The organism is Yoonia sp. MH D7, assembly GCF_054439475.1.
The window spans coordinates 777,842-791,339 of sequence record NZ_JBTJCF010000001.1 but is presented as its reverse complement, the minus strand read 5'-3'; the positions used below and the strand labels follow the sequence as shown (position 1 = coordinate 791,339).

Sequence of the window (13,498 nt, the reverse complement as noted above, 5' to 3'; positions counted from 1 at the left end):
CCAGTCAAATTCATGGCGCGTTTCGATGTGACGTTGCTTATGGTTTATTGCCCTTTCGGGGCGCGCACTTTATGGCTGGTCGCATGACAAAAACACCTGACCTTCCGCCCGAAATTGCCCGCCGCCGCACCTTTGCGATTATTTCGCATCCTGATGCCGGCAAGACCACGTTGACCGAGAAATTCTTGCTCTATGGTGGTGCTATCCAGATGGCCGGACAGGTCCGTGCGAAGGGCGAGGCGCGCCGCACGCGATCCGACTTTATGCAGATGGAAAAGGATCGCGGGATTTCGGTTTCTGCTTCGGCGATGTCGTTTGATTTTGGCGAGTATCGTTTTAACCTGGTGGATACGCCCGGTCACTCGGATTTCTCTGAGGATACCTATCGCACACTGACAGCGGTGGATGCCGCCGTCATGGTGATTGATGGTGCCAAGGGCGTGGAAAGTCAGACGCAGAAGTTGTTTGAGGTCTGTCGTTTGCGCGACCTGCCGATTTTGACGTTTTGTAACAAGATGGACCGCGAAAGCCGCGATACATTTGAGATTATTGACGAGATCCAAGAAAATTTGGCGATTGATGTGACACCCGCGTCGTGGCCGATTGGTGTGGGTCGTGAATTTATGGGCTGCTATGATATTCTGCGCGACAAGCTGGAATTGATGGACCGTGCGGACCGTAACAAGGTTGCGGCGTCTATTTCGATTAGTGGCTTGGATGACCCGAAGCTGGCCGAGCATGTGCCTGCGCATTTACTGTCGAAGTTCCTTGAAGAGATCGAAATGGCCAAGGAGTTGTTGCCCAAGCTGGACCCGCAGGCCTTGCTGGATGGCACCATGACACCGATTTGGTTTGGCTCAGCGATGAACAGTTTTGGCGTCAAGGAATTGATGGACGGCATTGCGACCTACGGACCTGAGCCACAGGTACAAAAGGCCAATCCGCGCGATGTGGCCCCTGACGAGAAAGCGGTCACCGGATTTGTGTTCAAGGTGCAGGCCAATATGGACCCCAAGCACCGTGACCGAGTAGCGTTTGTGCGGCTTGCCTCGGGTCATTTCGAGCGTGGCATGAAGTTGACCCATGTACGCACTAAAAAGGTCATGGCGATCTCTAACCCTGTGCTGTTTTTGGCTGCCGACCGCGAATTGGCCGAGGAGGCGTGGGCTGGTGATATCATTGGTATTCCCAACCACGGGCAGTTGCGCATTGGCGATACGTTGACCGAGGGCGAGGCTATTCGCGTGTCGAACATCCCGTCGTTTGCCCCTGAATTGTTGCAGACCTGCCGTGCGGGTGATCCGATGAAGGCCAAGCATTTGGAAAAGGCGCTGATGCAGTTTGCCGAAGAAGGTGCGGCGAAGGTGTTCAAGCCGACCTTTGGTTCGGGCTTTATTGTCGGTGTCGTTGGTGCCTTGCAGTTCGAGGTTTTGGCCAGTCGGATCGAGTTGGAATATGGTCTGCCTGTGCGGTTTGAGAGTTCGCAATTCACCTCTGCCCGTTGGGTTTTGGGGCCGAAGGTTGCGGTGGATAAATTCTCTGAAGCCAACAAAGCGCATATTGCCACAGATAACGACGGTGACGTTGTATTCCTGACCCGCCTGCAATGGGACATCGACCGTGTGGGCCGTGATTACCCTGATGTGACGTTGTCGTCGACGAAAGAGATGATGGTCTGACCTTACAGAACCGCGTTTTGCCGACCGGAGAAATCGTGACCGTTGACTGCCGTGGCACGATGACGGGTAATCGCGGGATTTTGCATGGTGAGGGGCGTATTTTGGGCGCGGCGCGCTGGACCCATCAGGCATGGATTTGTTGCGTTTTAGACTGGCAAGGGCGCAAGCGCGAGGTCATGACCGGCCGCAATTGGACCGAGCTGTTTTTCCTCGATGAAGCGGTTGCATTGGCGGCGGGGCATCGTCCGTGTGGCTATTGTCGCAGGGCGGCGTATCGTCGGTTTGTGGATGCATGGGAGGCAGCGACGGATGCGCGCGCGAAGGCACCGCAGATGGACCGCGCTTTACATGGGGCGCGAGTGCACCGGGACCGATCTCAGGTGACGTATTTTACGGATTTTCCGGCGTTACCCGAGGGGACATTTGTGCGCTGGCAAGATGTGCCGCATTTAGTGGGGCAATGTCGGTTATATCCTTATGCGCCGAAGGGTTACGGGCATGCCGTTCCGCGCCCTAGCAGTGGTCGTGTCGAGGTTTTGACCCCTACCCCGATTGTACAGGTTTTGGCGGCGGGCTATGTGCCAGAAATCCATCCGTCATTTAGGGCATGTTAACGAATTTACGTGATTGTGGGGTCATGTTGTTGCGTTTGTTTTGCCTTTTCCTGCTTGTTGCTTGTGCGCCGTCGGAGCGTTTGCAGCGCAGCTATGTCCATAACACTGACGTTTGGCAGACAGTTTCGCGCGACATAGAGGTGTTTCGTGATCGCGCGGACCATGTTTTGGCCCGTACAATTATTTTAGAGGGTGGTGGCGAGATTGCCTATTACCTGTCGTTGTCGTTTTTGCATGGCAAGCGCAGTCGACCGCAGATTTTATCGGTGACGCAGGACGGGCGTTTGATGCCCTATGAGTTGCATGATCGGTTCAGCACGTTTTGCATCGATCATTGCCATAAGGCCGAGATTGGACAGATTCGTTTGACCCAAGCGCAGTTTCGCACTGCGGGAAATGAGGGTATGGCGTTGCAAATTGACGGCGTCCGCCGCAATTATACCACCAACATCCCTGCACGGTTGTTTTACAGTGCCCTGCAAGCCGCTAACCTGTTGGAATCAGGCCACACAGACAGCCATGAGTCGCGTTTCCTTGACCTTTGACCCATTTAAGGCTAATGCGTTGCAAAGTCGAACGCGCTGACAATTCGGTCAGGCGGGCCGCGCAATATGAGCGGCCGATATGCCGTACATATTGAAAGGGCAAACTTGACCAAATTCTCTGATCTCAACCTTGGTCCCAAGGTTATGAAAGCCATCGCCGAGACTGGCTATGATACACCGACACCTATTCAAGCGGGTGCAATTGTGCCTGCGCTGGAAGGCCGTGATGTTTTGGGTATTGCCCAGACTGGTACCGGCAAAACCGCTGCGTTTACGCTGCCGATGATTACACTATTGGGTCGTGGTCGTGCGCGGGCGCGGATGCCACGATCCTTGGTGCTGGCACCGACGCGTGAGTTGGCGGCGCAAGTGGCCGAAAACTTTGATAACTATGCCAAATACACCAAGCTGACAAAAGCGCTGTTGATTGGTGGCACGTCGTTTAAGGATCAGGACAAGCTGATCGACAAGGGTGTGGACGTGTTGATCGCGACGCCTGGTCGTTTGCTGGACCATCTTGAGCGTGGCAAACTGATTCTGACTGATGTGAAGATCATGGTTATTGATGAAGCGGATCGCATGCTGGACATGGGATTCATTCCTGACATCGAAGAAATTTTCAAGCGCACGCCGTTTACGCGTCAGACGTTGTTTTTCTCGGCGACGATGGCCCCTGAAATCGAGCGTATTACCAATACGTTCCTGTCGAACCCTGCTAAAATCGAGGTGGCCCGTGCCGCCACGACGAACACAAACATCAAGCAAGGCGTTTTGATGTTTAAAGGCTCGAACAAGACCAAGGAACCTGCCGAGAAGCGTGCAGTGTTGCGCGCGCTGATTGATGCCGAGGGTGACACTTGCACCAATGCGATCATTTTCTGCAACCGGAAGTCCGATGTGGATGTTGTTGCTAAGTCGCTGAATAAATACGGTTATAATGCCGCGCCTATTCACGGTGATTTGGAGCAGAGCCACCGGACGCGTACGCTGGAATCGTTTCGTAACAATGAGTTGCGGTTTCTTGTAGCCTCCGATGTGGCGGCCCGCGGTCTGGATATTCCGGCGGTGACCCATGTGTTCAACTTTGATGTGCCGAGCCACGCCGAAGATTATGTTCACCGGATTGGCCGTACCGGTCGTGCAGGTCGGTCTGGCACTGCCATCATGATCTGCGGAGGTCGTGACGAAAAGAATTTCGCTGATGTAGAGCGTTTGGTGCAGACAGAAATTCCGCGGCTAGAAAACCTGCTTGGTGCTGTGAAAGTGGCGCCAGAGGGTGAAGCTGACGCGCCGAAAACCGACAAGCCAGCGCGTACACGCAGTCGCACGCGCAAACCGCGCGAAGACCAGACCCGCGACGAGAAACCTGTTGTTGAGGACGTTGCTGCGGCCCCTGCCCCAGTGCAAGCGCCAAAAGTTGAAGCGTCGCATGACGATAAACCTCGCGAGGATCGTCCACGTGGCCGTTCGCGCGGTGGTCGTGGCCGTTCGCAGGAAGATCGTAGTGCGCAGAAATCGCAGGATGATCAGGGAGCTGGCGAGGCTCAAAATACTGATCGCAGCGCGCATGATCGTCAGAGTAACGAGCGTAACAATAACGACCGTAACAATAACGACCGTCATAACAACGAACGCAATAACAACGACCGTCACCGCAATGATCGCGGCAACAACCGTCGCAATGACAATCATGTTGTGGGTCTGGGCGATGACACGCCAGCGTTTATTGCGTTGAGTTTTGAAGAGCGCGCAAAGAGCTAAGTTTTGGTGCCGCCTTCGGGCGGCCCGTTACCCTGCCAGAGAGATTGAGATGATTCCTGCACGTTTTGCGCCACAGCTTTTTGGGTTTATCTTGTCCTGCCTGATGACATTCATCATCACAGCAATTGCGACGTATCGTGTCACCGGTTTCTCGGACCAGTTTATCAGCTCTTGGGCGGGATCGTGGATCACAAGCTGGATCTTTGCCTTCCCAATCGTGCTGTTTGTGGCACCTTTTGCGCGTAGACTGGCAGCACGATTGGTGAAGGCAGACGCCTGAGATTAACTCAGGCGGCTGACGATCACGATCACTTCCGGCTTTTTGCCGATTTCACTGTGCGCGGATTTACGCGCGGTGTTTTTCAGTTCTTTTTCGAGTTTTACATCGTCGCGCAGGGTCTTTGGATTTGCACGGCCGATGAATTGTGCGAGATCAGCCTCGACCACTTCAACAAGCGACGAATTCGAGATTCCTGTTCCGGCAAGACCCGAGATTTCGACCCATGGGTCGCCCAGAGGCTCGTCGTTTTCGTCCATGATCAATGTGACGACCATTTGGCCGTTCAACGCCATACGGATCCGGTCGCGCACAACACCGTCCATAGCGCCGTATTTCACAGTGCCGTCGAGGTAGGTGCGCCCTGTTTCAATGTATTCGGCCACGGTCGGTGCGTTGCCGGACAGGTCGATCATCATGCCGTTCACGGCCACGATACCGGTGATGCCGCGCTCGGCACCCAGTTTGACATGTTCGCGCAGGTGGCGGTGTTCACCGTGCATCGGGATCAGGATTTGAGGTTTTACGATCTCGTGCAGCGTTGCGAGGTCGGGGCGGTTGGCGTGGCCGGAGACGTGGTATTTGCCGCCCGCATCGTCGATCACGTCAACACCGAGTTCCGAGAGTTGGTTCATGATGCGGATCACACCACGCTCGTTGCCCGGGATGGTTTTGGAGGAGAACAGGAAGGTGTCCCCTTCTTTCAACGACAGCCCTAGGTATTTGCCTTGCGCAAGTTGCGCTGAAGCGGCACGGCGTTCGCCTTGCGAGCCGGTGACCAGCAGCATGATGGAATTGCGCGGCATGTTGAGCGCATCTTCTGGAGACACGACAGGCGGGAATCCAGTGAGAATGCCCACTTCGGTCGCAGCTTCGACCATGCGGCGCATGGAGCGGCCCAAAAGCACAACGGAACGGTTTGCTTTTTTCGCAGCGAGCGCCAGCGTTTTCAGGCGTGCGATGTTGGACGCAAAGGTTGTGGCGACCACGGTGCCTTTGGCCTCGGTCATCATTTCGGCGATCGCGTCGCCGATGGTGTTTTCCGAGCGGCCCGGTGCCATGCTGAATACGTTGGTCGAGTCGCAGATCAGGGCTTTCACGCCGCCTTTTGAAACTTCTTCCCAAAGGTCGCGGTTGAAGGCGTCACCGACCACTGGGGTTTCGTCGATTTTGAAGTCGCCTGAGTGCAGAACGCGGCCTTCAGGTGTGTCGATCAGCAAGCCTGCGCTTTCGGGGATCGAGTGCGAGATTGGCACGTAAGACACGGTGAATGGTGCGCAGTCGATCATGTTTGGATAGGGATCAACGACGGTAACAACGCTGTCGGGCAAGCCGTGCTCGCTGAGTTTGCGCCGTGCGATGTTCGCAGTGAACGGGCGTGCGTAGACCGGTGCGCCGAGGCTTTCCCACAGGTGCCCGATGGCGCCTACGTGGTCTTCGTGTGCGTGGGTGATGAAAATACCCACGATGTCGGCGCGGCGTTTTTGCAGCCACGAGATGTCGGGCATGATCAGATCAACGCCCGGTGTCGTGTCCATGTCAGGGAATGTGACCCCGAGATCGACAACGATCAGTTTTTCTTTGCCAGGCAGCCCGTATCCGTAGATGTAGGCGTTCATCCCGATTTCGCCGGCCCCACCGAGGGGCAGATAAATCAGGCGTTCAGCAGCTTTTTTGCGGCTCATGTCGTTTCCTTGTTGTAGCGGTGGATCACGGTCAGACCGTGCATCGTCAAATCGTCTTCAAAGACGTCAAATAATTTCTCTGTTTGTCCAAACAGCGGGGCGAGCCCGCCTGTTGAGATCACGCGCATGGGCATGTCCCGTTCGGCCTTAATGCGTGCGCATATCTCACGAACGAGCCCCACGTAACCCCAAAACACCCCAGATTGCATACAGGCAACGGTGTTTGTGCCCACAACGGCCTGTGGTTTGGAGATATCAACGTGAGGTAGGGCGGCTGCGGCGTTGTGCAAGGCCTCTAACGAGAGGTTTACGCCCGGAGCGATGACGCCGCCGACGTAGGCTCCATCGCTGTCAACCACATCAAACGTGGTGGCTGTGCCGAAGTCGACGACGATCAGGTTGCCGCCGTGCCGGTCAAACGCCCCTGCTGTGTTGACGAGCCTGTCAGGTCCAACGGCGGTGCCTGCGTCGACCCGCGGGTCCACGGGCAAGCGGCAGTCGGGCTTGCCGACCACGATGGGACGGCAGTTGAAGTAGCGGTCTGACAGAACCCGCAAATTAAAGACCACGCGCGGAACGGTCGAAGAAATGATGACTTCGTCGATGGCCACGTTAATTTTGTTGATACTCATGAGCGTGGACAGCCAGACGTAGTATTGGTCAGCTGTGCGCTGCCATTCGGTCGAAGTCCGCCATGTCGCGAGGAAATTTTTTCCGTCCCAGATCGAAAACACGGTGTTGGTATTGCCGCAGTCGATGGCCATGAGCATTTGGTGTTCCTTTAGAAATAGACGTCGGCTGCGGGGATGGTTTGTGGCCCCGCGTCAGTGATCAGCACAAGATTACCAGTCTCGTCGATGGTATCAAAGATACCCGTCATCTCGGTTTGACTGGTGCGGGCGGTGATGGTGGTGCCAATGCGTGCTGCGTGTTTGAGCCAGTCGGCGCGGATACGGCCGAAACCTTCGGTTTTGAGCAGGTGCTCTTGGGCTGCAAAACTGGTGGCGAGGCTGGTCAGGAAATCTTCGGGGCTGACGTCAAGGCCGCCTGCGGATTTTACGCTGGTGGGCGCAAAAGCGGCGTCGCTAATGCCCTCGGGGATATGGGCGAGGTTCACACCAAAGCCGATGGAGAGATAGTTGATCCCCGTTTGTGCGCCAGAGGTTTCCAGCAGGATGCCTGCGACCTTGCCGCCGTCCAGCAGCACGTCATTTGGCCATTTGAGGGATAGTTTTTCGGCATTCACATATCTGGCAAGTGCGGTGAAGAGCGCATTCGCTGCGAGAAAAGAGCGTTGTGCCGCCTCTGCGTGGGTGCAGTTCGGTTTGAATACAAGCGTCGCGGAGAGGTTGCCCGCGGGTGTATGCCAGCCGCGTCCTCTGCGCCCGCGCGCCGCGGTTTGCACATGCGCCATGATCCATGTGGGGGACGTGAGTGAGGCCGCCGTGCGGGCGGCCTCGGTCATTGTGCTGCCAAGTTGCGCGTGAATGATCCGCTCGACGTCTGCGGGCCAGGCAAGCACCCCGTTAATTGACAAGTGTTTCTGCCGCGGCTTGTGCCACTGTCTCGATGCCAAACAGGTTGATGCCCGGCACCCAAGCGAGAAGCACAATCGCGCCGGTTACAACGGCAGCGGTCCACAAAACGGGGGACATTTTGCCATCTACGCCATCGGTGTCTTCGCCAAAGTAGACATAATAGACGATCCGCAGGTAGTAAAATGCACCAATGACCGAGGCTATGACACCCGCTACAGCTAACCACCCCAGTCCCGCGTCATAAGCAGCACGCAGCACGTAGAACTTGCCAAAGAAGCCAAGCATCGGAGGGACACCTGCGAGGCTGAACATCATGACCAGCACGACGAGGGCCATCAGTGGCTCTTTTTTGGAGTAGGATTTCAGCGACTGGATGTCCGTGACGGGGCGTCCGTCTTTTTCCATGCCAAGGATAAAAGCAAATGTGCCGATGTTCATGGTCACATAGATCGTCATGTAGATCAGCATCGCTTGCACGCCCAGCACTGTGCCAGCAGCCAAGCCCATGAGCGCGAAACCCATGTGCGCGATAGATGAATAGGCCATCAGCCGTTTGATGTCGCGCTGGTTGATGGCTGCAATTCCGCCCCAGAACATAGAGAGCACTGCGATGAAGGCCACGATCTGCTGCCAGTCGGAGACAATATTGCCGAACGCGTCATGCACGACCCGTGCAAAGAGTGCCATGGCCGCAACTTTTGGTGCGGTGGCAAAGAATGCAGTGACGGGTGTAGGCGAGCCTTCATAGACGTCAGGTGTCCACATGTGGAAAGGCGCGGCTGAGATTTTGAACGAGAAGCCCGCCAGCATGAAGACCACGCCAAACAGCATGCCCAAAGACGCGCCGTCTGCTGTTGCTGCGATGATGCCCGAGAACAGGGTTGTGCCTGCAAAGCCATAAGTCAGCGACGCGCCGTAGAGCAGCAGCCCCGAGGACAGTGCGCCAAGAACAAAGTACTTCAGGCCCGCTTCTGTGGATTTCAGGCTGTCGCGGCGCAGAGAGGCGACAACGTAGAGCGCCAGTGATTGCAGTTCTAGCCCCATGTAAAGCGACATAAGATCGCCCGCCGAAACCATGACCATCATGCCAACGACCGCCAGTGTAATCAGGACCGGATACTCGAAGCGCAGCAACCCGCGTTTTTGCATATATTCTTGTGACATGACCAGCACGATGGCTGCAGACAGCAGGATCACCACTTTGGCATAGCGCGCAAAGCCGTCGTCGTTGAACATGCCCTCGAACGCGGTTGTCGTGCCTTCGCCGTCCGAGATGTAGAAAGCAAGCAAGACAAACAGTCCCGCAGTCACCCATGTCAAAAGCGGCGCCAAGCCGTCTTTGGTGGTGTAGACAGCGACCAAGAGCGCCAGCATCGCGTAAACGGCCAGTACAATTTCCGGCATTACGGTTTGGATATCAGCAGAGATCATAGGTCCCGTTCCTTACTGTGTGACAGCGGCATGCATGCCGGCCGTCGCCATGTCGTAGTTTTCAACGAGTGCTGCAACGCTTGGCCCGATGATATCGAGCACCAATGCGGGGTAGACCCCCAGCAGCAGCGTCATAAAGACAAGCGGCACAAAGATCGCCCGTTCGCGGATGCTCATGTCGGTGATCGACTTGAGGCTTTCCTTGATTAGGTCGCCCAAGACCACGCGGCGGTAAAGCCAGAGCGCATAGGAGGCGGAGAAGATCACGCCGGTTGTCGCAAACAGTGCAACCCATGTGTTCACTTGGAATACGCCGACAAGCACGAGGAATTCTCCGATGAAGCCTGACGTGCCAGGCAAGCCGACGTTAGCCATTGTGAAGAACAGGAAGATGAGCGCGTAGGCAGGCATCCGGTTCACCAGACCACCGTAAGCGTCGATTTCGCGGGTGTGCATCCGGTCGTAAATCACGCCCACGCAGAGGAAGAGCGCGCCCGAGATAAAGCCGTGGGAGATCATCTGGAAGATCGCGCCGTCGATCCCCTGCTGGTTGGCAGCAAAGATACCCATTGTCACATAGCCCATGTGCGCAACAGATGAGTAAGCGATCAGTTTCTTCATGTCGTCTTGGACCAGCGCCACAAGCGAAGTGTAGATGATGGCGATGGCCGAGAGCCATAGAACAAAAGTGCCCATGACTTCGGAACCGATCGGAAACATTGGCAACGAGAAGCGCAGGAAGCCGTAGCCGCCCATCTTCAATAGAATTGCGGCCAAGACCACCGAGCCAGCGGTTGGTGCCTGAACGTGCGCGTCAGGTAGCCATGTATGCACTGGCCACATCGGCATTTTTACTGCGAATGAGGCGAAGAAAGCGATCCAGAGCAGAGTTTGCATGCCGCCGATGATTTGCACGCCGAGGATCGAGAAGTTCTCGGATGCGAAGGTCGTGGTCATCAGGGTGGGAATATCGGTTGTGCCCGCTTGAGAGAACATTGCGACCATCGCCACCAACATCAGGACCGAGCCCAAGAAGGTGTAGAGGAAGAATTTGAACGATGCGTAGATCCGGTTCTTGCCGCCCCAAATGCCGATGATCAGGAACATCGGGATCAGGCCCGCTTCAAAGAACAGGTAGAAGAGTACAAGATCAAGCGCCATAAAGACGCCCAGCATCAGGGTTTCCAGCAGCAGAAACGCGATCATGTATTCTTTCACGCGGTCGGTGACGTTCCAGCACGACGCGATGACAAGCGGCATCAGGAATGTGGTCAGCATCACAAACAGGATTGAAATGCCGTCGACACCCATCTTGTAGTTCATGCCAAGCAGCCAAGGCCGTTCTTCGACGAACTGGAAGCCGGTGTTTGATTTGTCAAAGCCGAACAGGATGAACAGCGACACAAGGAAGGTTGCTAAAGTCGTCGCCATCGCGACCCATTTGGCGTTGTTTTGAGCAGCCGCGTCATTGCCCCGCAGGAACAGCGCCAAAATGGCAGCTCCCAGCAGAGGAATGAACGTGGTGAGCGAAAGTAGGTTGCTCATTAGTTGGCCCCTCCGAACATAGTGACCCATGTGATCATGGCCGCGATGCCAAGAACCATGGCGAAGGCGTAGGTGAAGATATAACCTGATTGAGCTTTGTTGGTCAGGCGTGTGAGGAATGGCACGATGCCCATGGCGATGCCGTTGATGGTGCCGTCAATGGCTTTGGTGTCGCCTTGTTTCCACAAGAAACGGCCGATCCACATCGCGGGTTTAATGAAGATGTAGTTATACAGCTCGTCAAAATACCATTTGTTCAGCAGGAAGTTGTAGAGCGGGGCCTGCTGTTTGGCCAAGCGGCCGGGCAGCGACGGGTTCTTGATGTAGAACAGCCAAGCGAGCCCGAAACCGCCAAGCATGGCAAAGAATGGCGACAGCTTGACCCATATTGGTACGTTGTGTGCTTCGTGCAGGACGTGGTTGTCGGCGGCCTTGAAGATAGCGCCTGTGCCAGGAACTTCGGGCCATGCTGCGGCTGCGTGCTCGGTACCGTGATCATCCGTTTCCTCGGTCGCGGCGTAAGCTGGCGCAACAAGAGTGAAACCCAAATCTGCATGTGTTTCGTCAGATTGCGCAATCGTACCAAAGAACTTGCCGACAGATTCGTCGCTGGCAAAGAAGGATTTGTAGAACACCATGCCAGAGAACACCGCGCCAAATGCCAGCACCGCGAGCGGAATCAACATGGTGTTGGGGCTTTCGTGGGCGTGGTCGTGGGTGTGTTTGTCGCCGCGTGGCGTGCCGTAGAATGTCATGAACATCAAGCGCCAGCTGTAGAAACTGGTCATGAAAGCCGCGATCACCAGCATCCAGAAAGCGTAAGACGCTTCGGCGGCATAGGCGGATTCAATAATCGCATCCTTGGAGACGAAGCCCGCAAAACCGACAGGAAAGCCGAGATAAAGCAAAGGGATACCAAAGCCGGTAATGGCCAGTGTCCCGATCATCATCGCCCAGAAGGTCTTGGGCATTTTGTGACGCAAGCCGCCGTAGTTTCGCATGTCCTGCTCGTGGTGCATTCCGTGGATCACCGAGCCTGCGCCCAAAAACAGCATCGCCTTAAAGAACGCATGTGTCAGCAGGTGGAACATCGCAACCGAGTAGACGCCGACGCCTGCGGCGACGAACATGTAGCCGAGCTGTGACATTGTGGAATAGGCGATGACGCGTTTGATGTCATTTTGCACAAGACCGACAGTCGCCGCCATAAACGCGGTTGTAGCGCCCATGAACACGATAAAGTTTTTCGCCTCTGGCGCATATTCAAGCAGTGGTGACATGCGGCAGACAAGGAAGACGCCTGCGGTAACCATGGTGGCCGCGTGGATCAGAGCCGATACAGGTGTCGGCCCTTCCATCGCGTCGGGCAGCCATGTGTGCAAGAACAGTTGCGCGGATTTACCCATCGCGCCGATGAACAACAGCACGGCGATCAGGTTGGCTGCATTCCAGTCGGCCCAAAGAAAGCGCAATTCGGTTTCGGCCAAGGCTGGCACGGCTGCAAAGATGTCGTCAAAGCGGATGCTGTCGGTCATCAGGTACAGCGCGAAAATCGCCAGCAGGAAGCTGAAGTCACCCACACGGTTAACCACGAACGCTTTGATAGCGGCGGCATTGGCGGATGGTTTTTTGTAGTAGAAACCGATGAGCAGGTATGACGCGACGCCCACCCCTTCCCAGCCAAAGAACAACTGGACAAGGTTATCGGCGGTCACAAGCATCAGCATCGTGAATGTAAAGAACGACAGATAGGCAAAGAAGCGGGCGCGGTATGGCTCGTTATCTTTAAAGTTGTCGTCGTGGGCCATGTAGCCAAAGGAATAGAGGTGCACCAGCGCCGAAACGGTGGTGATCACGATCAGCATGATCGCGGTAAGGCGGTCCATTCGGATGCCCCAGTCGGTCGACAATGTGCCGCTTTCGATCCAGCGCATGATCTGGATGCTTTCGGTCTGTCCGTCGAATGACAGGAACACGATCCAAGACAGGAACGCCGCGAGGAACAACATACCGGTGGAGATCCACTGCGCTGCTTTCTCGCCGATGAATTTCCAGCCGAAACCTGAAATAAGCGCGCCGACAAGCGGTGCAAAAAGGATGATCTTTTCCATGTGGATTAGCCCTTCATCACGTTGACGTCTTCAACGTCGATGGTGCCGCGGTTGCGGAAGAAACATACGAGAATTGCAAGGCCGATGGCGGCCTCGGCTGCGGCGACGGTCAGCACAAACAAGGTAAAGACCTGCCCCGCCAGATCGCCCAGCTCGCTGGAGAAGGCAACAAAATTGATGTTCACTGCGAGCAGCATCAACTCGATGCTCATCAGCAGGATGATCACGTTTTTACGATTCAGGAAAAGCCCGAAAATACCAATGACGAAAAGGGCGGCAGCTACCGCGAGATAATGTTCTACACCGATCATG

12 protein-coding genes are annotated in these 13,498 nt (G+C 55.6%); 5 read left to right on the top strand and 7 right to left on the bottom strand.

The annotated features are described in order from the left end of the window. The first annotated feature begins 83 nt into the window (after nucleotides 1-83). From ACXLHR_RS03875 to ACXLHR_RS03855, 5 genes are all read left to right on the top strand, one after another. Nucleotides 84-1,679 carry a peptide chain release factor 3 gene (locus ACXLHR_RS03875; RefSeq protein WP_458790219.1) on the top strand — a complete coding sequence of 532 codons (1,596 nt, stop codon included), beginning with the start codon at nucleotides 84-86 and terminating at the stop codon, nucleotides 1,677-1,679. 35 nt (nucleotides 1,680-1,714) lie between these two features. Continuing rightward, on the top strand, nucleotides 1,715-2,293 hold the full coding sequence (locus ACXLHR_RS03870) for a hypothetical protein (protein WP_458790218.1): 579 nt from the start codon (nucleotides 1,715-1,717) through the stop codon (nucleotides 2,291-2,293). Beyond that, the gene (locus tag ACXLHR_RS03865) at nucleotides 2,287-2,838 is read left to right on the top strand and encodes a hypothetical protein (protein WP_458790217.1); all 552 of its coding nucleotides are present in this window, start codon (nucleotides 2,287-2,289) and stop codon (nucleotides 2,836-2,838) included. The genes ACXLHR_RS03870 and ACXLHR_RS03865 overlap by 7 nt, the downstream gene beginning before the upstream one ends. 105 nt (nucleotides 2,839-2,943) lie before the next feature. Then, on the top strand, nucleotides 2,944-4,599 hold the full coding sequence (locus ACXLHR_RS03860; protein WP_458790216.1) for a DEAD/DEAH box helicase: 1,656 nt from the start codon (nucleotides 2,944-2,946) through the stop codon (nucleotides 4,597-4,599). A 49-nt stretch (nucleotides 4,600-4,648) separates the two neighbouring features. Beyond that, complete coding sequence (locus ACXLHR_RS03855; protein ID WP_458790215.1) at nucleotides 4,649-4,879, top strand: DUF2798 domain-containing protein; 231 nt, start codon at nucleotides 4,649-4,651, stop codon at nucleotides 4,877-4,879. 2 nt (nucleotides 4,880-4,881) lie between these two features. Here ACXLHR_RS03855 and ACXLHR_RS03850 read toward each other — a convergent pair whose 3' ends face one another. From ACXLHR_RS03850 to nuoK, 7 genes are read right to left on the bottom strand one after another with little or no spacing between them, the layout of a single operon-like run. Next, on the bottom strand, nucleotides 4,882-6,561 hold the full coding sequence (locus tag ACXLHR_RS03850) for a ribonuclease J (protein WP_458790214.1): 1,680 nt from the start codon (nucleotides 6,559-6,561) through the stop codon (nucleotides 4,882-4,884). Next, complete coding sequence (locus tag ACXLHR_RS03845; protein ID WP_458790213.1) at nucleotides 6,558-7,331, bottom strand: type III pantothenate kinase; 774 nt, start codon at nucleotides 7,329-7,331, stop codon at nucleotides 6,558-6,560. Before ACXLHR_RS03845 ends, ACXLHR_RS03850 begins: the two co-directional genes overlap by 4 nt. Before the next feature lie 11 nt (nucleotides 7,332-7,342). Next, entirely contained in the window at nucleotides 7,343-8,098 is a 756-nt protein-coding gene (locus tag ACXLHR_RS03840) for a biotin--[acetyl-CoA-carboxylase] ligase (RefSeq protein ID WP_458790212.1), read from the bottom strand. Further along, entirely contained in the window at nucleotides 8,088-9,530 is a 1,443-nt protein-coding gene (nuoN, locus tag ACXLHR_RS03835) for an NADH-quinone oxidoreductase subunit NuoN (RefSeq protein ID WP_458790211.1), read from the bottom strand. The genes ACXLHR_RS03840 and nuoN overlap by 11 nt, the downstream gene beginning before the upstream one ends. A 12-nt stretch (nucleotides 9,531-9,542) precedes the next feature. After that, the gene (locus ACXLHR_RS03830) at nucleotides 9,543-11,075 is read right to left on the bottom strand and encodes an NADH-quinone oxidoreductase subunit M (protein WP_458790210.1); all 1,533 of its coding nucleotides are present in this window, start codon (nucleotides 11,073-11,075) and stop codon (nucleotides 9,543-9,545) included. Next, nucleotides 11,075-13,186, bottom strand: coding sequence for an NADH-quinone oxidoreductase subunit L (gene nuoL / locus ACXLHR_RS03825; RefSeq protein WP_458790209.1), 2,112 nt, complete (start codon nucleotides 13,184-13,186; stop codon nucleotides 11,075-11,077). Before nuoL ends, ACXLHR_RS03830 begins: the two co-directional genes overlap by 1 nt. Before the next feature lie 5 nt (nucleotides 13,187-13,191). After that, nucleotides 13,192-13,497: an NADH-quinone oxidoreductase subunit NuoK gene (gene nuoK, locus ACXLHR_RS03820; protein ID WP_458790208.1), complete on the bottom strand. Its 306-nt coding sequence runs from the start codon at nucleotides 13,495-13,497 to the stop codon at nucleotides 13,192-13,194. Nucleotide 13,498 lies beyond the last annotated feature (1 nt).